Raw genomic sequence first — 24665 nt, forward strand, 5'->3', positions numbered from 1 at the left:
GCCAGCGCCATTCCAGGACAGGGATTTTTGTGAAGTTTCAGCGACGCGTTCAGCGCCCCAGCACCAAACCATCAGACGTCTGACGAACCTTGAAGCCATGCATCAGGGCCAGGTTCTCGACCAGGGCCCTGGGCTCGTCGAGGCGGAAGCGACCGGCCACGCGCTGGCGGCCCAGCGCAGGCTCGCTGATGGTGATCGGCGTGGCCGACGCGCGGTTCAACCGCTCGACCAGCCGCTCCAGGCTCAGGCCTTCGGTTTCCAGCCACCCCGAACGCCAGTCCGCCGCCGACAGGTCGAACGGCTTGACCGCCGACAGTCGCCCTTCCTTGGCGAAGGCGCGCTGTCCCATGGTCAGGTCGGCCGTTCGGTGGATCAGACCACGTGGCGCCAGACGAACGCGTCCCCGATGGACCGACAGCTCCAGCCGCCCGGCGCTGCGCTCAAGATCGAAGGCGGTGCCCAGCACGCGCGCAGACCCTTCCGCCGCCTTGACCGTGAACGGCCGGCTGGCGTCATGGGCGACGTCGAAGAAGGCCTCGCCTCGCACCAGTTCGACCTGCCGCCGCCGAGCGCCCAGACGCACCTCGAGCCGCGTCGCGCCATCCAACGAAACGTGAGATCCATCGGCCAGAGTTACATTGCGAGGCTGGCCCGGCGCGGTCTCCAGCGCGATCGGCGCCACGGTCATCAGCTGCAACTGCGGCCAGGCGACGAAGACCGCGAGGCTCGCGGCCAGCAGGCCGCCCGCGACAGCCGCGATCGGCCCGAGGCGTCGACGCGGCGCTCGCCCGCGCTGCTCGCTCAGTCGCATGGCCTCGGCCAAGGCGGGATCCTGGCTTGTGCTCCAGGCTTGTCGGAACGCCTCGTCGTGAGCCGGATCCGCCGACTTCCAGGCTTCGAAGGCGGCCTCTTCACGGATGGTCGCATCCTGACGGCGCACAGCCCAGCGCGCGGCCTGTTGTCGAACGCGGCTCATGGGCGGCCTCCCGCACCACGTCGCTCGGCCTTGGCGACCTCGCGGCGCAGTTGCTCGAGCGCCCGCACAACGTGCTTCTCGGCCGCCGCCTCGCTCAGACTAAGGGCCTGCGCGATCTCTTGAAACGCCTGGCCATGCAGTTGGCGACGAATGAACACCTCACGGCGAAGCGGCGGCATGGCGTCCAGCACCTTGCCGAACACCTCGACCTTCTGGCGATGCATCAGGATCTGCTCCGGAGCCGGGGCTTCACAAGGGATCTCGTCGTGCAGCGCCTCCACGGGACGCCGCTGCGCGCGCCGGAAATGGTCGCGCACCAGGTTCAGGGCTATGCGGTAGCTCAGAGCGGCGCGGTCGACGATCGTCCGGGCCTGCTCATAGGCCAGCAGGCGCTCGAAGGTCTCCTGCACGAGATCTTCGGCCGCCGCGGCGTCGCGCGTGCGTCGCACGATGAACTGGTAGAGGTCTCGGCGTTGGGCCCGCAGGCTGGCCAGATCGGTCATGACCGGCGCCTAGCACCGGTTCGTGACAGTTTCCGCCACACGTTGCGTTGGCAGGCCAAACACGCCCGGATCGTATTGCACTTCGTCCGACCGCGTCCTTCCGGCAACACCTCTCCTCGAACCCGGGACCGGGCCGTTGCGGCGCTTCCTGGAGCGGTGTAGTTGCGACTTAATTTCAAGTACTGTGACCTGCTGACGCTCGAATGCGTCCCGCACCGTCCGTTCTTGTCCTCGCGACCAAGGATTCCGCCACCGTGCCCAAGACCTCCTTTGCATCTCTCCGCCTCCTCGCTCTGATGTCGGCCAGCGTCGGCGTCCTGGCGATGGCGGCCCCGGCCATGGCCGAGGACGAAGCGGTCGAGGCCGTCGTGGTCACCGCTCCGCGGTACGTGCCCAACGGCGAGACCACCGCCAGCAAGAGCCAGACGCCGCTGGTCGAGGTGCCGCAATCGGTCACCGTGATCTCGCGCGACCAGATCGACCTGCTGGACTGGAGCACCCTGGGCCAGGTGGTGCGCTACACCGCCGGCGTCACCGGCGAGAACTACGGCCCAGACCAGCGCGTCGACTGGCTGACGGTCCGCGGTTTCAACCCGGTCCAGTATATCGACGGCCTGCAAGCCGCGGTCGGCTCGATCAGCAACACCGGCCTGGACCTGTACGGCTCGGAATCGGTCGAGGTGCTGAAGGGCCCGTCGTCGGTGCTGTACGGTTCGACGCCCCCCGGCGGCATCGTCAACATCACCAGCCGCCGCCCGGAAGACAAGTTCGGCGGCGAGATCGAAGTGCAAGGCGGCAACTTCGACCACAAGCAGTTCAATTTCGACGTCACCGGTCCGCTCGGCGATAGCGTCGCGGCCCGCTTCACCGGTCTGTATCGCGACAAGGGCAGCCAGATCGACGGCGTTGACGCCCAGCGCATCTACATCGCCCCGGCCGTCACCTTCCGCCCGACGGACGCCACCCGCATCACGCTCCTGTCCTACTTCCAGTCGGACGACGTGAAGGGCGACAGCCGCGGCTTCCTGCCCACGTCGGGCACCCTGACGGCCAACCCACTGGGTCGCACCTCGTCGCACACCAACCTGGGCGAAAAGACCTACAACCGCTTCCAGCGCGACCACGGCGCGGTCGGCTATGACGTCGAGCACAAGCTGGGCGACGGCCTGTCGATCCAGCAGAACCTGAAGGTCACCCACCTGGAGAGCGACGACCGCGGCCTGTTCGCCAGCTCGGTGCTGGCCGACAATCGCACCGTCAGCCGCTACAGCTTCTCGTTCGGCGAGAACGTCGACGTGTTCGCCGTCGACACCCGCGTGAAGTATCGTGGCGACACCGGCGCCTTGCGCCATGACCTGGTCGCCGGCCTAGACTACCGTCGCTACGACTATGTCGGCAGCAGCGCCTTCGTGTTCGGCTCGCCCAACACCGACCTGTTCAACCCCGTGCAGGGCCTAAAGATCACCGCTCCGCCGCTGGTGGTGTTCTCCGACCAGCTCCAGAAGCAGACCGGCCTGTACCTGCAAGACCAGATCAAGCTGGACAAGTGGATCGCCACCCTGGCCGTCCGTCACGACTGGGTCGAGACGACCAACCGCATGGCCGCCGGCGCCAAGGTCGAGGACAAGGAGTTCTCGTACCGCGCGGGTCTGAGCTACCTGTTCGACAACGGTCTGGTTCCGTACGTCGCCTATTCGAAGTCGTTCCAGCCGGTGGCGGGTTCGACCTTCTCGGGCGCGCTGTTCAAGCCGACCACGGGCGAGCAGTACGAAGCCGGCGTGAAGTTTGACGCCCGCGGCCTGCCGCCCGGCGTGAAGCTGTTTGCAACCCTGGCCGCCTTCAACCTGACCCAGCAGAACGTCTCGACCCCGGACGCCGCCCATACCGGCTTCTCGATCCAGACCGGCGAAGTCGAGGTCAAGGGCCTTGAAGCCGAGGTCGTGGGCCGCATCAACGAACGCGTCAGCTTCAATGCGTCCTACACCTACACCGACTCCGAAGTGACCAAGAGCAATGGGCCGGACCTGGGCAACCGCCTGCCGATGACGCCCAAGCACAAGGTTTCCGCCCTGGTCGACTACACCTTCCAGGATGGTCCGTTCGCCGGCTTCGGCGCCAGCTTCGGCGGTCGCTACACCAGCGAGACGGCCGGCAACCTGCTGGGCGCCTTTGCGCCGGTCATCTACCAGAACGTCGCGGTCACCCTGTGGGACGCCAGCGTCCACTACGACCTGAACGACTGGAAGCTGGCGGTGACCGCCTCGAACCTGTTCGACAAGGAATATGTCGCCAGCTGCTCGCCGGCCGCCAACTGCTTCTACGGCACGCGCCGAGTGGTCACGGCCAGCATCGCGCGCAAGTTCTAAGCGCTCGGACGATCCCGTCACGCCATGCTTGCAGCCTCGCAGCCGCAAGCATGGCGGAGACCTATCAGGCCCCCTTGGGCTTGAACTGCCTTAGCAGCTCGGGCGCGGTCATCAGGTTGATCGCCCACTGCGAGATCTCGGGCGTGGCGATGGCCGGGGTAAAGGTGCTGGTTCCCGGATTGACCCAGGCCGGCTGAGCAACCGACGGCCCATCCACCCGAATAGGCTCGGCCAGGAAGCGATCCTGCCCGTCGAACTTCAGCAGATCCCGATAGAGCGCGATCGCCTTCTCCTGCAGGTCGCGCCGGCCGGTGGTCATCGCCGCCTGAGCCGTCAGGCGCGGTTCGAAGTACCAGTTGACCCGTCGTTCCGCGACGAAGCGTTCGCAGAGGCTGGTCCAGGCGCGTGCGAACTCCGGACAGTCGATCAGCGTGATCAGCTCCTGGGCGACTTGGTCGCCGGCAAACAGGAACATGAACTGTCCCGGCGGCTTGTTCGGCTGGCCGACGGCCTTCAGATGTTTGGTCGCCGGATCGAACGCATAGCCGTCTTCGGTTGCGAAGACGTCGGGCATCGCCCCGATGTCACGCATGCCGGTCAGCAGATAGCCCCGGTACTTGGCGTCGCCGGTCCGCTCCCACTCGGCCATCCAGTGACTGGCCAGGGTCAGCCAGTCGGGCCCGATGCGGATGAAGGCTTTCGGCGGGGCGATGTCGGGCCGCGGCGAGACCTTCCGCAGAGGCGGGATGTTGGCCAGGCTGGCCTCCACCACGTCCAGCGGCTCGCGCATCAGGTCGCCGGTCCGCTCGTCGGTGGTGAGGTAGTAGTGGAAGCGCTTCATGAAGGCGATGTTGATGCGCGCCTCCTTGGCCCCGCATCCCCAATGGCTGACATTATGGCGTGACCCCAGACCCGCGAAGCGGCCGATGTGATGGACATCGACCTCCAGCGTGTTGCGGGTCATGTCCTCGGCAGCGCGGAAGATGTCGGCCCGGCCGCTGCGCAGGAAGGCGAACCACAGCCAGACATTGGGCATCAGCTCGGTGGCGTTCCAGCCATGCCCGCCGATGTCGTACATCCACTGGTTTCGGATCGGATCGTAGGTGCGCTTGAAATCGCCGAAGTCCCAGAACCCGTACCAGCCCCGGCGGTCGATCTCGCCGCTGAAGAACCGGAAAGCCCGATCCAGCTGCGTCTCGGCCGCGGCGAGGTCGCCTTCGGTCAGGCCTTGAACCGGCGTGTTGGGCAGCGACCACTGCCCCAGCGTCTGGGTCAGATGGTAGTGGGCCGGAGCGCAGATCAGCAGCGGTGGCGACGCGCCGGTGTCGGCCATGGCGTCCAGCGTGTCGGGATCAGGCGTTCCTGCCGTAGCCCACAAGGTCAGCTCTGACGTGTTGGCCGCGCCATGGGCGTCGGCATGACCCTCCTCGTAGTCCTCGTAGACCACGTCCAGAGCATGACCGACCGTATCGTAGTGGCGCAGGTCCATCGGTTGAGCATCGGGCGACCAGAACCAGACCTTCAGCTCGCCAGCGGCCTGCGAAGCGTTGACCGCCTCGAACCCGGCGGGACACTTCTGCCAGAAGCGCTTGAGGCTGACGCCCAGGCCGCCGGACACATCGCCCAGGAAGGCGAAACCCCGCGCCCGTCGCCCGCCGGTGATCCGCAGCCAACTGCTCTTGGCGTTGGTGCGCTTGGTCAGCTCCCAGCTGTCGGCGGTCAGCTGGTTGAACTTGAAGCTGTCCCAGGTGGGCGTTTCCAGCAGGTTGGCGCGATCGGCCGCCGGCAAGGCGTCCAGGTTCGGAATGCGCTGGCCCTGCATCTGGGCGCGCTCGTAGGCCGCCGCATTGGCCATCGCCTTGGGCCGGTAGCCGGGCGCCAGCATCACTGGCTCGGAAAACAGGTTGTGGTCGTCGGTGGCGAAGCGGACGTGTCGGTTCTGGATCTCCTCGCGGAACGGGATGGAGAAGCTCAGTCCCAACGCCTTGATGAAGTCCGTCGACTGGTCGCCGTCAAAGACGAACGAGTGGACCATCCGGATCGAGGCCAGCCCCGCCGTGAAGTAGAACCGCACCACAAAAGGCAGCCAGCGGCGGTCGGGCCCGCCTTGCGCGCGATGTTGGCCGTCGATGCGCACCACCGCGCGGATGGGGCCGGATTGCTCGACCGTGACCTTGGTGATGTCGCTGGCATAGGCCACGTCGCGGCGGACGCCTTCGGATTCGAGGTTGGTGCGATCCTCACGGATGGCGATCAGGCTGCCCGCGCGGGCGACCTCGCGCCCCTGCACCGACAGGGATGAAATCAGGTTCGCTCCCGTGCGGTCGATCCGGGCGACGACAGCGCCGGTGTCGACCAGCACCGAGCCGCCCTCTTCCCGCACGGAAATCGCCTTGCCTGGGCGCGCAGGAGCCTTCGCGGTCACTGATACGCTGAGGTCGTCGGTCCTGCTGTCCGCCGCCAGGGCCAGCCCGGTCCACTTGATGGAACCGTCCGGCCAGTAGGCCATCGGCCAGGCTTGAGTCGGAACCAACCGCCCTGCCCCATCGCGCACCTGAACATGCGCCTTGCGGCCCACCGTTCCGCGCGGCCACGGCACGCCGAACGCCACGCCGGCAGGCGTCAGAGGCGCATGGCCATCCAGCCAGGTCAGCGGCACGGACCTTGGCGACGAAGTTTCGGCGGGCAGAGCCTTGGCCGGCTGGACGGCGACGACGCCGGCGACAGCGGTCGTGGTCGCCAGAAAGGCGCGCCGGGACGGCTCGGACATGGCCTTGATTGCATCCGACAAAGGAAACCTCCCGATCTTGTTTTTTGACCTGCCTGTTTTGCGCGCAAAACCAGGCCCAGGCGCGGCGGCACGCTATTGCCTTTGCCGCAGCTTGTCCTCGACGCCTTAGACCTTGGCGCCCAAATCGCTATCGAGGAGGGGGAGCGGCTTGCTGACCGTCTTGTCAGGTGGCCGTCAGGCTGCCGACCGCTTGGCCTTGCTAGACCATGGCCAACCTCCCCCTCCGCAACGACGGAACTAAAGATGATTTCGCTTGTGCGGACGGCCTTGGCGCGTCCCTACACCTTCGTCGTCATGGCCGCGATGATCCTGATCGTCGGCGTGCTGGCGATTCTGCGCACGCCGGTCGACATCTTCCCGACCATCCGCGTGCCCGTGGTCGCCGTCTCGTGGAGCTATAACGGCCTGTCGCCGTCCGAGATGTCGGGGCGTATCCTGACGCCGTACCAGCGCGCGCTGACCACCACGGTCAACGACATCGACCACATCGAGGCGACCTCGCTGCAGGGCATCGGGGTGGTGAAGATCTTCTTCCAGCCCGGCGCCGACGTGCGCCTGGCCAACGCCCAGATCACCGCTGTCTCCCAGACCTTGCTGCGGCAGATGCCGACCGGCACGACGCCGCCGCTGATCCTGAACTACAACGCCTCGACCGTGCCCATCCTGCAGCTGGCCCTGTCCGGCAAAGGCATGAGCGAGCAGCAGCTGTACGACTACGGCGTCAACTTCATCCGTACACGTCTCGTCACCGTTCCCGGCGCGGCGGTGCCCTTCCCGTTCGGCGGCAAGACCCGCCAGATCCAGGTCGACATCGACCCGCAGGCCCTGCTGTCCAAAGGGCTGTCGGCTACCGACGTCGGCGCGGCCATCGCCGCCCAGACCCAGATCACCCCGGCCGGCTTCGTCAAGATCGGCGAGTTCCAGTACAGCCTGAAGCTCAACAACGCCCCCGGCTCGGTCGAGGAGCTGAGCAACCTGCCGGTCCGCACCATCAATGGCGCGACCATCCGCATAGGCGACGTCGCCAACGTCCGCGACGGCTCGGCGCCCCAGCAGAACATCGTCCACGTCGACGGCCAGCGGTCGGCGCTGATGACGGTCCTGAAATCGGGCGCGACCTCGACCATCGCCATCGTCGACGGGATCAAGGCCGCCCTGCCCGAGCTGAAGACCCAGCTGCCAGCCGAGCTAAGCATCACGCCGCTGAACGACCAGTCGACCTTCGTGAAGGCCGCCGTCGACGGCGTCGTGCACGAAGGCGCCCTGGCCGCAGTGCTGACCTCGCTGATGATCCTGCTCTTCCTGGGCTCGTGGCGCTCGACCGTGATCATCGCCGTCTCGATCCCGCTGGCGGTGCTGGCGGCGATCGCGGCCCTGGCGGCGTTCGGCCAGACCCTGAACGTCATGACCCTGGGCGGCCTGGCTTTGGCCGTCGGCATTCTGGTCGACGACGCCACCGTGACCATCGAGAACATCAACTGGCACCTGGAGCACGGCAAGGACGTCAAGACGGCGATCCTGGACGGCGCGGCCCAGATCGTGACGCCCGCCTTCGTGTCCCTGCTCTGCATCTGCATCGTCTTCGTGCCGATGTTCTTCCTGCCGGGCGTGTCGGGCTTCCTGTTCGTGCCGATGGCCCTGTCGGTCGTGTTCGCGATGATCGCCTCGTTCCTGCTGTCGCGGACCCTGGTGCCGACCATGGCGGCCTATCTTCTCAAGCCCCACGCGCCACATGACGAGGAAGCGCCGTCCAAGAACCGCCTGGTGCGTTTCCAGCGCGGCTTCGAGCGCGCGTTCAGCAAGGTGCGTGACGCCTATGCGGGCCTGCTGGGCGTGGCCCTGGGCGCACGCGGCCTGTTCGTCGCGGGCTTCCTGGGCTTTGCCCTGCTGAGCCTGGCGCTCGTGCCCTTCCTGGGCCGCAACTTCTTCCCGGCTGTGGATTCAGGCTCGATCGCCATGCACGTCCGCGCGCCGCCTGGCTCGCGCGTCGAGGAGTCCGCGGCGCTGTTCGACCGCATCCAGCGCCAGGTCCGTGCCGTGATCCCCGCCGACGAGATCGACACGATCGTGGACAATATCGGCCTGTCCAGCAGCGGCATCAACGTCGTCTACAACGCCTCGGGCACGATCGGCTCGCAGGACGGCGACATCATGATCAGCCTGAAGAAGGGTCACAAGCCGACCGACGGCTACATCCGCACCCTGCGCGAGGAACTGCCCAAGGCCTTCCCGACGGCGACCTTCTCGTTCCTGCCCGCCGACGTCACCAGCCAGATCCTGAACTTCGGCAGCCCCTCGCCGATCGACATCCAGGTCTCCGGCGGCGACATGGCGGCCAACCAGGCCTACGCCCAGAAAATCCTGCGCGCGATCCGGGGCGTCGACGGCGTGGCCGACGCTCGCATCCAGCAACCGGTCTCCATGCCGGAACTGCGCTTCGACGCCGACCGCACCCGCATCCACGCCCTGGGCCTGGACGAGCGCGACGTCACCGCCAGCCTGGCCGGCGCCGTGGCCGGCAGCCAGCAGAGCGCGCCCGTCTTCTGGCTGAACCCGCAGAATGGCGTCTCCTACCCGATCGTGGCCCAGACCCCGGAATACATGCTCGACAGCCTGGACAAGCTGCAGTCGCTGCCGGTGACCGGCGCCCGTGTTCCCGGTCAGGCGCCGCAGGTGCTGGGCGGCCTGGGCACGCTCAGCCGCGGCTCTACCGCCGCCGTGATCTCCCAGTACAACATCCAGCCGATGGTCAACGTCTTCGCCGCCACGCAAGGCCGCGACCTGGGCGGGGTCGCCACGGACATCCAGAAGGTCCTCAAGACCCTGGAGAAGGACAAGCCGGCCAAGGTCACCGTCACGCTGCGCGGCCAGTACCAGACCATGAACACCGCATTCTCCGGCATGGGCTGGGGCCTGTTGGGCGCGGTGGTGATGATCTATCTGCTGATCGTCATCAACTTCCAGTCCTGGCTGGACCCGTTCGTGATCATCTCGGCCCTGCCCGCCGCCTTGGCCGGCATCGCCTGGATGCTGTTCGCCACCGGCACCCCGCTGTCGGTGCCCGCTCTGACCGGCGCGATCATGTGCATGGGGGTGGCGACGGCCAACTCGATCCTGGTCGTCAGCTTCGCTCGCGAGCGGCTCCAAGCCACTGGCGACGCCGTCCAGGCCGCCTATGAGGCCGGGGTCACCCGCTTCCGCCCAGTGTTGATGACCGCTCTGGCCATGATCATCGGCATGGCGCCGATGGCCCTGGCCCTGGGCGAAGGCGCCGAACAGAACGCGCCGCTGGGCCGCGCGGTGATCGGCGGTCTGATCTTCGCCACCCTGGCCTCACTGCTGTTCGTCCCAACCATCTTCTCCATCGTCCACGGCCGCCGTCCCCACGCGGACGCCACGCCTTCCGCCGAAACCACGCCCTCCGAAGGTCTCGCCAATGCCTGACACCCTGCCCAAGACCAGCCCCCAGGGGCTGCGGCGTCTCGCCCTGATCGGCGTGGCGGGCTTCGCCCTGATCCTGGCGGCCGGCGCGGCCTCGCGACTGCTGGCCGCCCAGGACCTCAGCAAGGTCACTCAGAACAACGCCGCCACCACGGTCAGCGTCGTCCAGCCCACCGGTGGTGAAAGCGCAGCCCTGGTGTTGCCCGGACGTCTGCAGGCCTGGAACGAGGCCCCTGTCTTCGCGCGGACAGACGGCTATCTGCGTCGGTGGTACGTCGACATCGGCCAGCCGGTGCGCAGCGGTCAGGTCCTGGCCGAGATCGACGCCCCCGAGATCGATCAGCAACTGGTCGCCGCCCGCGCCGCGCTGGCCACGGCGTCAGCCCAGCGCGACCTGGCCTCGGTCACCGCCGCCCGCTGGAAACGCCTGGTCGGCGAGAACGCGGTCTCGCAGCAGGAAGCCGATGAGCGCCAGGGCGACCTGGCCGCCCGCGAAGCCATGCGCAACGAAGCGCTCGCAAATGTCCGCCGCCTGGAATCCCTGACCGCCTTCAAGCGCATCGTCGCGCCCTTCGATGGCGTCGTGACCAGCCGCGACACCGACCTGGGCGACCTGATCAGCGCTGGCGGCGGACGCACCACGCCGCTGTTCACCGTGTCCGACACCCGCCGCCTGCGCCTCTATGTCAGCGTGCCGCAGAACTTGGCCGCCGGGATCCGCCCCGGGGTCAGCGCCCGCTTCACCACGCCGGAGCAGCCGGGTCAGACCTTCACGGCCCATCTCGTCCGCGCCGCCGAGGCGGTCGACGCCCAATCCGGCGCCATGCTGGTCCAGCTGGAGGTCGACAACAGCGGCGGCCGGCTGAAGCCCGGCGCCTACGCCCAGGTCAATCTCGAGCTCGGCGCGAGCCCCGGCGAGGCCAAGGCGCTGCGCGTGCCGGCCAACGCCCTGCTGTTCCGCAAGGAGGGCACGGCCGTCGCCGTCATCGACTCCAACGGCGTCGCCCACATCCGCAAGATCAGCATCGCCCGAGATCACGGCGCCGAGCTGGAACTGGCGGGCGGGATCTCGGCCAAGGACTGGGTGGTCACCAGCCCGCCCGACGCCATCGCCGATGGCGACAAGGTCCGCGCCATGCCGGTCAAGGGAGGCGTCGGTGCGCGCGGTTAGCCTCACCTCTCTCCTGGCCTGGGGTCTGGCCGGTTGCTCGATGGCCCCGGCCTATGCGCCACCGTCCCTGGCGACGCCTGCAGCGTTCCGCGACACCGGTCCCTGGACGCCCGTCGGCTCTGCGCAGGCCTCGGCCGACAGCGCTTGGTGGACGGTATTCGCCGATCCGGTTCTGGATGGTCTGGAGCGCCGCATGGATGACGCCAGCGCTGACTTGGCCGCCGCCGTGGCCCGCTACGATCAAGCTCGCGCGCTTTCTCGCCAGGCTTCCAGCGCCTTGTGGCCCCAGGTCGGCGCCGCGGCTGGAACCTCGCGCCAGCGCAACCCGACCAACGGTCGTTTCGACGCCACGACGGTAAGCGCCAGCGCCGCCTACGAAGTCGACCTCTGGGGCCGGCTACGCAATCTGGCGGCGGCCGGACGCGCCGACGCGCAGGCCAGCGCCGCCGACCTGGCCGGCGCACGGCTGAGCCTGCAAGCCGAACTGGCCGACACCTATTTCCGCCTGCGCGGCGCCGACGCCCAGATCGCGGTGTTGAGTTCGACCGCCGAGGCCTTCGGCCAGGCCCTGGACCTCACGCGTCGTCGACAAGCAGGCGGCGCGGCCAGCGCTATCGACACGGGCCGCGCCCAGACCCAGCTGGCGGCGACCCAGGCCCAGTACGAGCAGGCCGTGGCCGATCGCGCCCTGCTGGAACACGCCATCGCGGTGCTGGTGGGGCAACCGGCCTCGAGCTTCGCCTTGCCGGCAGCCTCAGGCCTCGCCGACGCTCCGGCCATGCCTGTAGGCGCGCCTTCGACCCTCTTGCAGCGTCGGCCCGACATTGCCGCGGCCGAACGCCGGATGGCCGCCGCCAATGCGCACATCGGCGTGGCCCGCGCGGCCTGGTTCCCGAGCGTGACCCTGGCGGCGACAGGAGGCTATCAGTCCTCTGGCGGCGAACTGTTGACGGCGGCTAACCGCGTCTGGGCTCTGGGCCCCCTGGCCGCCGCCCTTCCCTTGATCGACGGCGGCGCCCGCAAGGCCGAGGTCGCGCGCAGTCAGGCGGTCTTCGACGAGACGGCGGCTGGCTATCGCCAGACCGTGCTCGACGCCTTCCGCGAGGTCGAGGACCAGATGGTGCTGGCCAATCGCCTGGCCGCGGCCCAAGGCCGTCAGGACGAGGCGGTCGCCGCCGCCGGCCGGACCACCGCCTTGGCCACCACCCGCTATCGCGAGGGCGCGGCCGCCTATCTGGATGTGGTCACCGCCCAGACCGCCGAGCTGGACGCCCGACGCGGCGCGCTGGATCTGCGTACGCGTCGCCTGGCGGCCAGCGTCGACCTGATCCGGGCGCTGGGCGGAGGCTGGGCCGCCGGCTAGGCGTCGACGGCTTCCCGCTCCAGCGGCGGGACAGCCACGACGCGGCCGTCGTCCACAACAACCGGCGCGGCGCGCGGCAGCAGGAAGCCGATCAGCACCTCGCCGTCTTCGCAGCGCGCGAAGACCGAGCCGCCATGCATGGCGACGATGGCCTTCACCACGGCAAGACCCAGGCCATGCACCTCGCCACTGTGCTCACGGGCGCGGTCAAGACGGTAGAAGCGGTCGAACAGGCGCGCCAGATGAGCCTCGGGGATCGGGCCACCACGGTTGCGCACCGAGAAGCATACGGCCTCGTCCTGGGTCTCGATCGTCACCCGCACGACCTTGCCGTCGACGCCGTGGCGGATGGCGTTGTCCAGCAGATTGGTGACCGCCCGGCCCAGCAGCGCCGCATCGACCACCACACGGGCGTCGCCGCGCACCTCCAGGTCGACCGCCGCATCCTCGAACAATATGTCCAGGAAGTCAGCGGTCTTGTGGGTTAGGGCCGCCAGCGATAGCGGCGTCAGATTGGCGGCCAGAGCGCCCTGGTCGGCGCGCGCCATGAACAGCATGTCGTTGATGATCGTGCGCAGACGCTCCAGCTCCTCCAGGTTGGAGTGCAGCACCTCCTCCAGCTCGCCGGTCTCGCGCGGCCGAGACAGGGCCACCTGAGTCTGGCCGATCAGGTTGCCCAGCGGCGTGCGTAGCTCGTGAGCCACATCGGCATTGAAAGCCGACAGGCGTCCATAGGCTTCCTGCAAGCGATCCAGCGCGCCGTTGAAGGCGTTCATCAGGCCGACCAGTTCGTCCGGCAGGTCCTGGACAGGCATGCGCAGACTGGGATCATCGGGATTGAGCGTACCTGCTCGCCGTGAAAGTCCTCCCACGGGCGCCAGGCCGCGCCGAGCGATCCACCAGCCCAGCAGACTGACCAGCGCGATGGTCGCCAGCGACCCAGCCAGGACGCCGACACCCAGCACCAGTCGCGAAGCGTCGAACGGCGCGGTGTCCGCGGCGATCACCAGTCTCGCCTCCGGACGCTCCAGATACGGCGGCACCCGCCGCGACAGAGTCATGAACCGCTTGCCGTCGAACTGGATCAGGCTGACGCCGTCCGGCGCGGCGGCCAGGGCGTCGTCGGGCATGAAGCGGAAGCGCGCGTCTTCACAGTCCACCCGATAGCGAACGCTGCCGTTGGCGGGCGTGAACGAGCGCAGCTTGTCAGCCAGCAGCGGCCAGCGGTTGGGGTCGCCGGCATGGCGGATCATCGCGTCGATGATCTCCATCCGGGCGTTCAGTTCCTCGGCCTGGTGGCGGCGCAGCTCCAGGCTCTGGAAGCCGAACATCGCCACGCCCGCGAAGATCGACACCAGGCTGGTGGCGACAGCGAACATCAGGGCCAGGCGGCCAGCGATCGAGGACGGGGCGATCGAGAACCGCTTCATGGCGCATTCCCCTCGGGACGATGTTCCAGCACGTAGCCCATCCCGCGCACGGTGTGCAGCAGCTTGGTCTCGAACATCCCGTCGATCTTGGCCCGCAACCGCTTGATGGCGACCTCGACCACATTGGTGTTGGTGTCGAAATTGATGTCCCAGACCAGCTCGGTGATGATGGTCTTGGAGACGATCTGCGACTGACGCCGGCCCAAAACGACCAGCAGGGCGAACTCCTTGGCCGTCAGGTTCAGGCGCCGGCCCGCCCGCGTCGCGCGCCGAGCCAGCAGATCCAGATGCAGGTCGCCCACGGCGATGGTGGTCGCCTCACTGCGACCGCGGCGAGTGATGGCCTGCAGCCGGGCCAGAAGCTCCAGAAACGAGAACGGCTTGACCAGATAGTCGTCGGCGCCCGCGCCCAGGCCCTTCAAGCGGTCCTCGACGCTGTCGCGAGCAGTCAGCATGATCACCGGCGTCTGGCGGGTCTGACGCAGTCGCTCCAGCACCTCGACGCCGTCCAGTCCCGGCAGCATGCCGTCCAGCACCACGGCGTCGTACTCCAGGGTCTGGGCCAGGTGCAGGCCGTCCTCGCCGTTGCTGGCGAAGTCGACGGCGTAGCCCTGCTCGGTCAGCCCCTTGCGCAGATAGGCGACGGTCTTGGGCTCGTCCTCGACGATCAGAATCTTCATAGCGCGAGGCGTCCCACGTCCAGCAGCCCGGGACGCTGCGAAGCATCCCGGGCCGACAAGATAGAGTGTCCTCGCGCTCGCCGCCACGCTGGGGGGGATGGTGGACGAGTAGTCTGTGGCGAACACAAGGACGGCGTCATCCTGCCGACGGCGCCGGGTCGTCACGCTGACAGCGAGATGACATTTTTGACCGGAACGCAGCTCCAGCTGTCAGATCAAGCGATCAGACCGTGTAGAGCGCCTTCAGCCGGGCCAAGCCGGCAGCGTCCACGCCCAGCTCGCGCTGGAGATAGCCCTCGACCGAGCCATAGTCGCGGTCGATCGTCGCGAACACGGCCTGCAGGTAGCGCGCGTCCACGCCCATGAACACGGCGCGGACATCGGCCGGCAGACGGGCGAAGGCAGCCATCTGGGGGTTGTCCTTGTCGGCCCGCGACAGGTCCGGACGGTAGTAGCGGTTGGACAGCTCGTAGTCGGTGACGATCGTCTCGCGCGGCACGCCCAGGGCCGACAGGATCAGGGCAGTGGCGATGCCGGTGCGGTCCTTGCCCGCCGAGCAGTGATAGACTACCGCGCCCTCGCCCTTCAGCAGGTCGGCGAACAGCGCCTTGTGCTGCTGGCGCTGCATCTGCAGCATCTGCGGATACGAGCCGGCGAACACCTCGCGCGCCTTGTCCGCCGTCACGCCGCCCTGCAGCAGCGGACCGAACGCGGCGTTGTCCATCGTGTAGTCGAAGGCGGTGATGGTCGGCGCGCCCTCACCGGCCCAGGCGGTGGGCTGAGCCTTGCGCTCGTCGATCGAGCGCAGGTCATGGATCGCCCGCACGCCCTTGGAGCGCAGCACGTCGATGTCGGCCGCGCTGAGGTGCGAGAGTTCGGCGGTGCGGAAGATCACGTCCCATTTGACCGTGCGGCCGTCGACGGTGCGATAGCCGCCGATGTCGCGGGCGTTCTGGACGTTCTGCAGCGGCAACAGGCGCTCGTGCGCGACCTGAGCAGCGGCGGCCGGCGCGGCCTGGCGGGCCAGGGCCGCCGGCGCGGGACCAACCAGCAGCGCCAGGGCCGCGACGGAGAGAAGGAGCTTTTTCATCTTGGTTTTCCTTGTCCTCGGGATCAGAAGCGGAAGCGCACGCCGGCCATGAAGCGGCGGCCGATCTGCTCGACTTCGGTCGGGTGGCGGACGTCGCCCTCGTAGGCGACATAGGTCTCGTCGGTCAGGTTGTTGGCGTCGAAATAGACCGAGACGTGGTCGTTGACGGCGTAGCGCAGAGACAGGTCCAGGTTCTCGTAACCGTCACGCATCTGGTCGCCGAAGCCGGCGAAGGTCAGGGTGTCGATCCACTTGGAGCGCCACTGGTAGCTCAGGCGCGCCGAGACGCCGTACTTCTCATAGAAGATCGAGGCGTTGGTGATGGTGTCCGACACGCCCGGGAAGTCGACCGTTCGGCCGTCCGGAGCCTTGAAGTCGCCGCTCAGCAGCGAAATGTTGCCCTGGAAGCCGAAACCGTTCCACACGCCGGGCAGGAAGGCGAACTGCTGCATATAGGCCAGCTCGATGCCGTACAGCTTGCCCTTGCCGCCGTTCAACGTGGTCACGTAGTCATAGCCCGTGCGGTCCAGACCCGGCGCGTCGAACAGGTCGTCCGTCACCCGCGTGCGGCTATCGAACAGCACGTTGTCGACATTGCGATAGAAGCCGCTGACCGAGGCCAGGCCCGAGCCCGGCAGGTACCATTCCAGCGCGGCGTCGCCGCCCCAGGTGCGCTCGGGCTCCAGGAACGGATTGCCCGCCGTCACCACCTTGCCGGTGTCGTCGATCGAGGCGCTTGTGCGGACGACTGCGAAGGACGGCCGCGCCACCCCTGTCTGGGCCGCGAAGCGCAACACCAGGTCGTCGTTCAGGTCGAACTTCACGTTGATGCTGGGGAAAAGGCTGGTGTCCTCCTGCGTGGCGTTGACCGCGGTGAAGCCGCCCGTCGTCGGCACGAAGCCGCCGATGTCCTGCTTCAGACGCTCGACGCGCAGGCCCGTCACGATCTGGGCCGGGCCAGCCTGGAACTTGGCCGAGGCGTAGGCGGCGCTCAGGTCTTCCTTGATGCTGTAGCGACCGTTCGGCGGCGTCAGGGCCGCCTTGCTGTAGAGGCCCGCCCCTTCTAGCGCGCCCAGGATCGAGTCGATGTCCTTGCGCATGGCGCCGTTGTCGACCCAGTTGATGCGGAAACCGAGCGGGAAGCCGGTGTCCCAGGCCTGATCGGTGACGTACTTGGCCGGGTTGAAGGTCATGCCCACGCGCGGCAGCAGCGCCGGCAGCATCAGCACCGAGGTCGTGCTGATCGCCGCGCCCTCGACCTTGCGGCTGTCGTGCTCGACGCCCATCGACAGCTCGACGGTGCGGCCGCCCCAGTCGAAGCTGCGCGTGCCGTCCAGCTTGTAGACCCAGCTCTCGGTCTCGACCGCGCTGGTGATCGGGATCATCAGACTGACGTTCGGATTACCCTGGCTGAGCGCGTCACGCGCCGCGCCGCGCCGCGGGTCAGGCCGCCGGCCCCGACGGCCGTGTCGTACAGCTTCACGAGCGGCAGGTTGGGGTTCGAGCGGTCGTAGCTGATCGACGGCGAGGTGCGCGGGTCGACCCACATCTGGCGCATCATCGGCAGCCAGGTGGTGTTCTCGGTCTCGGTGTAGTTGATGCGCCAGCTGAGGTCCCAGCCGCCGGCCGCGTGGTCGCCGCCCAGCGTGTTGATCCAGTTGCTGTTGCGGTACTCACCGAAGTTGAACGCGCCGTTCACCGGCACGCCGACCAGGTCGCCAGACGTCGCGCCAATCGTACCCGAGGCGGCGCCGGCCAGGTTCAGAACGTACTGGTTGCGCTCTTCGTCGTCGTTGAAGTTGGAATAGAGCGACTTGAAGAACAGCTCGTGGCCGTCGGCCGGACGGAAGGCCAGGCCCAGCATGGCCGCCTCGCTGGAGCGCGTGACGCGATAGCTGCGGATGTCGAACTCTTCCGGCAGGCCGGTCGTCGGATCGTACGAGAACTCGCGGTTGTCGGTCAGCTGCTCGCGCTCGTAGTGCGAGGCCGCCGCCATGACGCCGAAGCGGTCGTTGGACCACGAGACGCGCAAGGCCGCCTGCTCCTGGGCGCCGCCGCCCAGGTTCATCTCGCCGTAGCCCAGGTCGCCCTGGACGTGGAAGCCGCGGCGATCGAACGGCGAGAAGGTGCGCAGGTTGACGCGCGCCAGGATGGCTTCGCCCGGCAGGTCGGGGGTCAGCGACTTGTTCACTTCCAGCGAGCTGAGGATGACGGCCGGCACGGCGTCGAAGCGGAAGGCGCGCGACACGCCGCCCTCGTCGACCCCGATGATGTTGACCCCGTCCACCGAGACGCTGGTCCAGCGGTTGGGGCCGCCCCGCACCTGAAGATAGCGCTCCTGGCCCTGGTCGCGCTGCACGGCGACGGCCGGAAGGCGCGCCAGGGCGGCGGCCGAGTTCTGATCGGGGAACTGGCCGACGGTGTCCGAGGCGATGACATTGATCAGGTTGTCGGCATTGCGCTGCTGGACGAGAGCGGCGCGCTGGCTGCCCACGATCGGCGAGGCCGTGACGATGACGTCATCGATGGTCTCGGCGGCCTCCTGGCGGGCCTGCGAGTCCGCGGCGGTCTGGGCCTGGACGGAGCCAGCAGCCGCCAGGGCCGCAAGGGCGACCCCGCCGCTCAAGACGGTGCGTAAGGAGAAGGACGAGAGCTTGTTGAGCATGACGACACCCCGATCGTTATTCGATGGGGCTGCGAGTTAGAACGTTTGTTCTGCACCTTCGCGACGCTATTGCGACGTTTGCACGACACCGCGCCAGGAACGTTGCCTCCAAACGGGATTGCAGGCACATCCATGGCCATGCCGAAGCCGTCCGAACGCCCCCCTTCCAGCATCACCGATCCGCCGAACGGCGGAGACCGGCGCGCGGAACTGGTGGACGCCTTCCTTTTGCAAATGGCCGATGCGGGCGTGGACGGAGCATCGTCACGCACAGTGGCCGCACGGATCGGCGCCTCAGCGTCCGCCATCAACTATTATTTTTCCTCGATAGAACAATTGTACGGGGTCGCGCAAAATCATGCGATGAGCGAGGCGGACTGCTGGCTGAACGATCGTCTGGTCGAGATCGAAGCTGGCGCGCCCTGGCCTGCCCATGCCTTCCCCGCCTTCGCCGCGCACGTGCTCGACAGTTGGTGCGCAGACCGTCGCGCCGAGGCCCACGCGGAAGCCTGCGACTTCGCCGGCCTGGCCTGGCGCCCGTCAGAGACGACTTCACGCTGGCTGCGGCTCTGGGGCGACTTCTGGACCGCCGCCCTGCCCCGCTTCGGCCTGGACACGTCGCTCGCCGCCATCGCCGCGCCGATCCTGCAGTCCGAGCGCTTCGGTCACCTGGCGCGCTGGCGTTCGCCCCACGATCGCGCCGGCCTGGAAGAGGTCTGCCTGCGGCTGACCGCGCGGCTATCGGGCGACGCCGAGCTTCTGGCGCGCCCCACGCCGTGGCGGCTCGCCGCCGAGCGGGTGTCGCAGGAGACCACCGTCTTCCGCCCGCTGTCGGAAGCCGCCGAGCGGATCGCCGACGCTGTCGTGGCCGCGGTCGACGAAGGCGGCGAAGGCGCCCTCACCCACCGCAGCGCCGCGACCAAGGCCGGACTGAGCCTGGGAGCGGTGACACATCACTTCCCCACCCGCTCGGCCCTGATGGCGGCCGGCTACGCCCATCTCTACCAGACCAATTTCGAGACCGCGGTCGGCGTCCTGACGACACCCGATCCGGATGCGCCGACGCGCGGCCTGCTCCCGCACGACGACATCGGCCAGCACATGCTGTCGTTCCTGAACGTCGGTCGCGCCGCGCCGCGCGGGCGGGGCTTCGAGGCCTTCTTCTTCGCCGCGACCCGCGATCCGGCCCTGGCCGACTTCGCCGCGAGGGTGCGCTACAGCCGGGGCTTCAACACCTTCCGGCACCTGGGACCGCTGGCCCCGCAGCTGACGCGTCTGGACACCCTGCTGATCTCGCACTGGATCTCAGGCACGGCCCGCGCAGCCAGCGTCCTGCCCGACCAGGCGGCAGCGCTGGAGGAGGCCATGGGCGCCCACGCGACCAGGATCTTCGCGCGCAAGCCCTGAAGCGCCGCTTCACGACGCCGTCACCGCGGACTGCTAGCCCGTCCCCGTGGAAAAGACCCAACAGCTTGGAACCGGGCGCATCGCGGCCTTCTCGCTGCCGCTCCTGTTTTTCCAGGCGATCGGCGTGGCCTGGCGTGTCTATCTGCCGGCTTTCATGGTCGGCGCGATCGGACTGTCGCTGGGCGCGGCCGGCGCGGTGATCATGATCGTCCGGATCCTGGACGCCGCGGTCGATCCGCTGGTCGGCTGGATCGGCGACCGCTCCGGCCGGCGCAAGCCCTGGATGATCGCAGGCGTGCCGCTGGTGGCGATCGGGGCGCTGAGCCTGTGCCTGGCGCCGCCGGGATCGGGTTTCCTGGTGATGCTGGCCGCCAGCTTGGCGCTGAACCTCGGCTACACGCTGATCGCCAATCCGTACGGCGCCTGGGGCCTGGAACTGGGTCGCGATACGGGCGAGCGCACCGCTCTGGCCGGCGCCCGGATCTGGTTCGCTTCGGCCGGCATGATCCTGGTCCTGCTGTCGATGGGCGTGCTGGAGCGCCGCTTCGGCTTCGACCGCACGGCGTTGGTGGCGGTGCTGGGCGTGATGATCGCCGTCATCACGCCCCTGACTGTCGGCCTGGTGCTGGCGTTGTTCGCCGAGCGCCCCGCACCGCGGAAGTCCAGCGGCATCGGCGTCGGCGCCCTGCTGGGTGAGCTGATGCGCAAGCCCCAACTGGTCGCCGCGCTGGGCCTGTACGCCGCCGCCGGCGCCTCGGACGCGGCCGGCATGGCCAGCTTCCTGTTCTTCGTGGAGAACGTTCTGGGCCTCGCGGGTTGGGGAGCAATACTGATGCTGGCGCCCACCGGCGTCCTGCTCGGCGCGCTCCCCGCCTGGACCTGGCTGGCTCGGAGGATCGGCCGCAGGCGCACGATGATGACGGCCTGCGTGATGGACATCCTGATCGCGCCCCTCGTTTTGCTCGTTCCCGCGCAAAACCTGCTGTTGCTACTGCCGCTTTTGGTGCTGCGCAGCCTGCCGTCCGGCGTCGACTACATGCTGCTGATGAGTCTGTTCGCCGACGAAGCGGCTCAGGATTTCAACGCCGGACAACGGCGCGCAGGCGTCTATCAGGGCCTCACCCATGTCACCCTGAAGCTGGCCATGGGCGTCGGGGCCGCCGGCGCACTGTGGCTGATCGGCCTGACCGACTTCACCGCCGGCGCGCCGCCATCGATGTCGGCGGAATGGGCGATCCGCCTCGCTCACGCTGCGCCGCCAGCCCTCTCCGCAGCAATCGGCATGATCGTCTGGGGGCGCGGCCTGGTCCGCTGAAAGCCGCCGCAGGCAAGAAGAACATCCGCCTTCAGCCCAACTATCACATAAAGATATCTTTATATGACAGTTGACTCGCACCGGGTGCGAAGTCAGTGTGCGCGTGTCGTGGTTCCCTGGGGCGCATTGCGCCTTGGGGCTAAGATGGGAATTTGGTGCGGCTCGCTCTTCTCCGGAAGATTGGGCCAATGCCGGAGCTGCCCCCGCAACTGTAAGCGGCGAGCGGCTGTCCAACATGTGTCACTGACACGCCGAAGCTGGTTCGGTGGCGTGTCGGGAAGGCCCGGACAGCTGCGTTGACCCGCGAGCCAGGAGACCTGCCTCGACAGATAACGTCCTCCGGCGGGGTGCCCGGTCTGGTCGCATGCTAGGCGTGTCCGGGCCGCGATGACCCGTGCGCGCTCGTCCGCGCGCGCCCCGATCAGCCTCCCGCCATCACACTGGCTGAGGCTTTTCAAAGATGACCGTCACCGTCGCCACTCTCGGGTTTCCCCGCATAGGCCCCAAGCGGGAATTGAAGACCGCGCTGGAGCGCTATTGGTCGGGTAAGACCGACCAGCAAGCTCTGCTCGACGTCGCCGCAGATCTGCGGGCCCGGACCTGGGCGCTCCAGGCCGCTTTGGGCGCCGACCATGTCCCGTCCAACGACTTCTCGCTCTACGATCAGGTGCTGGACACCAGCGTGCTGGTCGGCGCGATCCCGGCGCTGTACGGCCGCACCAGCGGCCCGGTCGCACTGGACACCTACTTCGCCATGGCCCGCGGCAGCCAGGGCGCGACGAGCGAGGATGCGACCTGCGGGCCGGGCTGCGGCCACGCTCATTCTCTGGAGACCGGCGTACCGGCTCAGGAAATGACCAAGTGGTTCGACACCAACTATCACTACCTGGCTCCGGAAGTGACGCGCGACCAGACCTTCGCCCTGTCTTCCACCAAGCCGATCGACGAGTTCCTGGAAGCCAAGGCGCAGGGCGTCCACACCCGTCCTGTCCTGCTGGGACCGGTGACCTTCCTGAAGTTGGCCAAGACCAAGGCGGAAGGCTTCTCGCCGCTGTCGCTGCTGTCGGCCCTGCTGCCGGTCTATGTCGAGGTGCTGAAGACCCTGGCGTCGGTCGGCGCCGACTGGGTGCAGATCGACGAACCTTGCCTGGCTCTGGACCTGACTGACTTCGAGCGCGGCGAGTTGCGCCGGGCCTATGGCGCCCTCACCCACGCCGCTCCCGGCCTGCGCCTGATGCTGGCCAGCTATTTCGGCGGCTATGGCGACAACCTCTCCACGGCCGTGAACCTGCCTGTCGCCGGCCTTCACCTGGACCTGGTGCGCGCGCCCGAGGAACTGGCCACGGCCCTTGCCGCCAGCCCGGAAAGTCTGGTGTTGTCCCTTGGCGTCATCGACGGTCGCAACATCTGGCGCGCCGATCTGCCGGCGCTGCTGGACCGCCTGGACTCGGTCGTCGCCCAGCGGGCTCCCGACCGGATCATCCTGGCCCCGTCATGCTCGCTGCTGCACAGCCCGATCGATCTGGCGCTGGAAACCGCGATCGATCCGGAAGTTCGCCAGTGGCTGGCCTTCGCCGTGCAGAAGATCGAGGAGCTGGCCATCCTGGCCAAGGCGCTGAACCAGGGACGCTCCGCCGTCGCCGCTGAGCTCGAGGCCAGCCGCGCCGCCGCCCAGGCCCGGCGCACGTCGCCGAAGATCCATGACCCGGCGGTCGCCGCTCGTCTGGCGTCCGTCGAGGCCCGCATGGCTCAACGCAACGCCCACTTCGGCCGCCGCCGCGCCCTGCAGATCGCTCGGCTGGACCTGCCCGCCTTTCCGACCACGACAATCGGATCGTTCCCGCAGACCGAAGACGTGCGGAAGGCTCGCTCGGCCCACGGCAAGGGCCAACTGACCGACGCCGCCTACGAGACCTTCCTGCAGGCGGAGACTGAACGCGCCATCCGCTGGCAGGAGGAGGTCGGACTGGACGTGCTGGTCCACGGCGAATTCGAACGCAACGACATGGTCCAGTATTTCGGAGAGCAGCTGTCGGGCTTCGCCTTCACCAAATACGCCTGGGTGCAGTCCTACGGCTCGCGCTGCGTGCGCCCGCCGATCCTGTTCGGCGACGTCTCGCGGCCCAAGGCCATGACCGTCGAATGGTGGACCTATGCGCAGAAGCTGACCGAAAAACCGGTCAAGGGCATGCTGACCGGGCCAGTGACGATCCTCAACTGGTCGTTCGTCCGCGACGACATCCCGCGCTCGCAGTCGTGCCGTCAGATCGCCCTGGCCATCCGCGACGAGGTCGTCGACCTGGAAGCGGCCGGCGCCAAGATCATCCAGATCGATGAAGCGGCGCTTCGCGAAGGCCTCCCGCTGCGCCGCAAGGATTGGCAGACCTATCTCGACTGGGCCGTGGAGAGCTTCCGCCTGACCGCCTCGGGCGTGTCCGACGCCACTCAGATCCACACCCACATGTGCTACTCGGAGTTCAACGACATCATCGCCGCCATCGGGGCGATGGACGCCGACGTGATCTCGATCGAGACGGCGCGCTCGAAGATGGAGCTGTTGGACGCCTTCGTCAGCTACGACTATCCGGCCGAGATCGGTCCTGGGGTCTATGACATCCACTCACCGCGCGTGCCGTCGGTGCAGGAGATGTCGGAACTGCTGACCGCCGCACAACAGCGCCTGTCGGCCGGCCAACTGTGGGTCAATCCCGACTGCGGCCTGAAGACCCGCAAATGGCCCGAAACCAAGGCCGCCCTCGTCAACATGGTCGCCGCCGCCCGCCAGGCGCGCAGCGTCCAGGCCTGACGAAAAGACCGGCGCCGCGGGTGGAAACTCGCGGCGCCGTACGCTGTCCATTCGAGGCCTTCGGGACCGCATCGTCGACGCCTCGCGGATCTCGTCCGGTGTTGCCGGGCCGCGCCGCCCTGCGTAAGAATGATTCTCAGCGTTCTGGGACGCTGAAGGAGAGCGTTGGTGATCGCGCGCATCGACAGACTGCTGGGAAAGGGCATGGCGATATTCGCCGTCGTGCTCATGACCCTGCTTGTCGTCCAGGCGCCGATCGCGACGGTAGACGGCATTCTCCACACCGCCGGTTACGGCCACGCGGCCAATGCGTTCGCCGGCGCGCTGGTCGATCTGACCGGCCACGACAAGGATCATCACGACGGCCATGATGGCGAGGATGCGAGCGCCAACGTCCAGGCCGACGACGACGGCGGTCCCATGCCCGACACGCCGGCGCCGCACCATCACCACCAGTCCGACCATGCGTCCGTCTACGGACTAGCCGGAGCGCCCAGCCTCCCCATGGCTTGGGCGACCTCGCCCCACGTCTTCGGGTTGGAAAACGATCTGCGCCACGGGATCGGCGCGCCCCTGCAGGAACGCCCGCCCAAAACCCTCCTCGTTCACGTCGCCTGATCCGCGCGGCCCCGCGCCGCGTCCCGCACGTTCGAGGACCTTT

Annotated in this window: 16 protein-coding genes, 1 pseudogene and 1 riboswitch; of the genes and pseudogenes, 9 read left to right on the forward strand and 8 right to left on the reverse strand. The window is 68.0% G+C overall.

Going from position 1 to position 24665, the window contains the following annotated elements:
* Nucleotides 1–49: 49 nt before the first annotated feature.
* Both E1H18_RS05015 and E1H18_RS05020 read right to left on the reverse strand, forming a co-directional pair.
* Complete coding sequence (locus tag E1H18_RS05015; RefSeq protein WP_172264312.1) at nt 50–976, reverse strand: FecR family protein; 927 nt, start codon at nt 974–976, stop codon at nt 50–52.
* Nucleotides 973–1479, reverse strand: a complete 507-nt coding sequence (locus tag E1H18_RS05020) for an RNA polymerase sigma factor (RefSeq protein ID WP_172264314.1) — start codon at nt 1477–1479, stop codon at nt 973–975. Before E1H18_RS05020 ends, E1H18_RS05015 begins: the two co-directional genes overlap by 4 nt.
* A gap of 254 nt (nt 1480–1733) precedes the next feature.
* On the opposite strand from E1H18_RS05020, the gene E1H18_RS05025 reads away from it, so the two are divergent.
* Nucleotides 1734–3845 (forward strand): TonB-dependent siderophore receptor, encoded by a 2112-nt coding sequence (locus E1H18_RS05025; protein WP_172264316.1) that lies wholly within the window; start codon nt 1734–1736, stop codon nt 3843–3845.
* A 64-nt stretch (nt 3846–3909) separates the two neighbouring features.
* On the opposite strand, the gene E1H18_RS05030 is transcribed toward E1H18_RS05025, so the two are convergent.
* Nucleotides 3910–6615 carry a hypothetical protein gene (locus E1H18_RS05030; RefSeq protein ID WP_172264318.1) on the reverse strand — a complete coding sequence of 902 codons (2706 nt, stop codon included), beginning with the start codon at nt 6613–6615 and terminating at the stop codon, nt 3910–3912.
* A 264-nt stretch (nt 6616–6879) separates the two neighbouring features.
* On the opposite strand from E1H18_RS05030, the gene E1H18_RS05035 reads away from it, so the two are divergent.
* From E1H18_RS05035 to E1H18_RS05045, 3 genes are read left to right on the forward strand one after another with little or no spacing between them, the layout of a single operon-like run.
* Complete coding sequence (locus E1H18_RS05035) at nt 6880–10080, forward strand: efflux RND transporter permease subunit (RefSeq protein WP_172264320.1); 3201 nt, start codon at nt 6880–6882, stop codon at nt 10078–10080.
* Complete coding sequence (locus tag E1H18_RS05040) at nt 10073–11248, forward strand: efflux RND transporter periplasmic adaptor subunit (protein ID WP_172264322.1); 1176 nt, start codon at nt 10073–10075, stop codon at nt 11246–11248. Before E1H18_RS05035 ends, E1H18_RS05040 begins: the two co-directional genes overlap by 8 nt.
* Nucleotides 11235–12611, forward strand: coding sequence for an efflux transporter outer membrane subunit (locus tag E1H18_RS05045; protein WP_370526430.1), 1377 nt, complete (start codon nt 11235–11237; stop codon nt 12609–12611). The genes E1H18_RS05040 and E1H18_RS05045 overlap by 14 nt, the downstream gene beginning before the upstream one ends.
* Here E1H18_RS05045 and E1H18_RS05050 read toward each other — a convergent pair.
* From E1H18_RS05050 to E1H18_RS05070, 5 genes are all read right to left on the reverse strand, one after another.
* Nucleotides 12608–14041, reverse strand: a complete 1434-nt coding sequence (locus E1H18_RS05050; RefSeq protein ID WP_194247876.1) for a heavy metal sensor histidine kinase — start codon at nt 14039–14041, stop codon at nt 12608–12610. The two genes, E1H18_RS05045 and E1H18_RS05050, sit on opposite strands and share 4 nt — an antisense overlap.
* Complete coding sequence (locus E1H18_RS05055) at nt 14038–14721, reverse strand: heavy metal response regulator transcription factor (protein WP_172264326.1); 684 nt, start codon at nt 14719–14721, stop codon at nt 14038–14040. The genes E1H18_RS05050 and E1H18_RS05055 overlap by 4 nt, the downstream gene beginning before the upstream one ends.
* Before the next feature lie 223 nt (nt 14722–14944).
* On the reverse strand, nt 14945–15811 hold the full coding sequence (locus E1H18_RS05060) for a tyrosine-protein phosphatase (protein ID WP_172264328.1): 867 nt from the start codon (nt 15809–15811) through the stop codon (nt 14945–14947).
* 23 nt (nt 15812–15834) lie between these two features.
* Entirely contained in the window at nt 15835–17196 is a 1362-nt protein-coding gene (locus E1H18_RS05065) for a TonB-dependent receptor (RefSeq protein WP_172264330.1), read from the reverse strand.
* A complete protein-coding gene (locus E1H18_RS05070; RefSeq protein WP_172264332.1) occupies nt 17196–18476 on the reverse strand; it encodes a TonB-dependent receptor plug domain-containing protein in 1281 nt (426 codons plus the stop codon). Before E1H18_RS05070 ends, E1H18_RS05065 begins: the two co-directional genes overlap by 1 nt.
* A 234-nt stretch (nt 18477–18710) precedes the next feature.
* Between E1H18_RS05070 and E1H18_RS27225 the strand changes: the two are divergent.
* The 5 genes and pseudogenes from E1H18_RS27225 to E1H18_RS05090 all read left to right on the forward strand — a co-directional run.
* Nucleotides 18711–18806: pseudogene (locus E1H18_RS27225) on the forward strand (TetR family transcriptional regulator); the annotation flags it as partial.
* A 33-nt stretch (nt 18807–18839) separates the two neighbouring features.
* Complete coding sequence (locus E1H18_RS05075; protein ID WP_241735897.1) at nt 18840–19883, forward strand: TetR/AcrR family transcriptional regulator; 1044 nt, start codon at nt 18840–18842, stop codon at nt 19881–19883.
* Between the two features lie 46 nt (nt 19884–19929).
* Nucleotides 19930–21198 carry an MFS transporter gene (locus tag E1H18_RS05080; RefSeq protein WP_172264336.1) on the forward strand — a complete coding sequence of 423 codons (1269 nt, stop codon included), beginning with the start codon at nt 19930–19932 and terminating at the stop codon, nt 21196–21198.
* Between the two features lie 92 nt (nt 21199–21290).
* Nucleotides 21291–21538, forward strand: a riboswitch (cobalamin riboswitch).
* A 120-nt stretch (nt 21539–21658) separates the two neighbouring features.
* Complete coding sequence (gene metE, locus E1H18_RS05085) at nt 21659–24004, forward strand: 5-methyltetrahydropteroyltriglutamate--homocysteine S-methyltransferase (protein WP_172264338.1); 2346 nt, start codon at nt 21659–21661, stop codon at nt 24002–24004.
* A 168-nt stretch (nt 24005–24172) separates the two neighbouring features.
* Nucleotides 24173–24622 carry a hypothetical protein gene (locus tag E1H18_RS05090; protein ID WP_172264340.1) on the forward strand — a complete coding sequence of 150 codons (450 nt, stop codon included), beginning with the start codon at nt 24173–24175 and terminating at the stop codon, nt 24620–24622.
* Nucleotides 24623–24665: the final 43 nt, after the last annotated feature.

It is taken from the genome of Caulobacter sp. RHG1, from assembly GCF_013181195.1.
In the GTDB taxonomy this organism is placed as follows: Bacteria; Pseudomonadota; Alphaproteobacteria; order Caulobacterales; family Caulobacteraceae; genus Caulobacter.

What these genes read in the sequence shown, in the direction of transcription:
- E1H18_RS05015 (WP_172264312.1), bottom strand. Translation starts at nt 976, where the DNA reads ATGAGCCGCGTTCGACAACAGGCCGCGCGCTGGGCTGTGCGCCGTCAG.
- E1H18_RS05020 (WP_172264314.1), bottom strand. Translation starts at nt 1,479, where the DNA reads ATGACCGATCTGGCCAGCCTGCGGGCCCAACGCCGAGACCTCTACCAG.
- E1H18_RS05030 (WP_172264318.1), bottom strand. Translation starts at nt 6,615, where the DNA reads ATGTCCGAGCCGTCCCGGCGCGCCTTTCTGGCGACCACGACCGCTGTC.
- E1H18_RS05035 (WP_172264320.1), top strand. Translation starts at nt 6,880, where the DNA reads ATGATTTCGCTTGTGCGGACGGCCTTGGCGCGTCCCTACACCTTCGTC.
- E1H18_RS05040 (WP_172264322.1), top strand. Translation starts at nt 10,073, where the DNA reads ATGCCTGACACCCTGCCCAAGACCAGCCCCCAGGGGCTGCGGCGTCTC.
- E1H18_RS05050 (WP_194247876.1), bottom strand. Translation starts at nt 14,041, where the DNA reads ATGAAGCGGTTCTCGATCGCCCCGTCCTCGATCGCTGGCCGCCTGGCC.
- E1H18_RS05055 (WP_172264326.1), bottom strand. Translation starts at nt 14,721, where the DNA reads ATGAAGATTCTGATCGTCGAGGACGAGCCCAAGACCGTCGCCTATCTG.
- E1H18_RS05060 (WP_172264328.1), bottom strand. Translation starts at nt 15,811, where the DNA reads ATGAAAAAGCTCCTTCTCTCCGTCGCGGCCCTGGCGCTGCTGGTTGGT.
- E1H18_RS05065 (WP_172264330.1), bottom strand. Translation starts at nt 17,196, where the DNA reads ATGATCCCGATCACCAGCGCGGTCGAGACCGAGAGCTGGGTCTACAAG.
- E1H18_RS05070 (WP_172264332.1), bottom strand. Translation starts at nt 18,476, where the DNA reads ATGCTCAACAAGCTCTCGTCCTTCTCCTTACGCACCGTCTTGAGCGGC.
- E1H18_RS05075 (WP_241735897.1), top strand. Translation starts at nt 18,840, where the DNA reads ATGAGCGAGGCGGACTGCTGGCTGAACGATCGTCTGGTCGAGATCGAA.
- metE (WP_172264338.1), top strand. Translation starts at nt 21,659, where the DNA reads ATGACCGTCACCGTCGCCACTCTCGGGTTTCCCCGCATAGGCCCCAAG.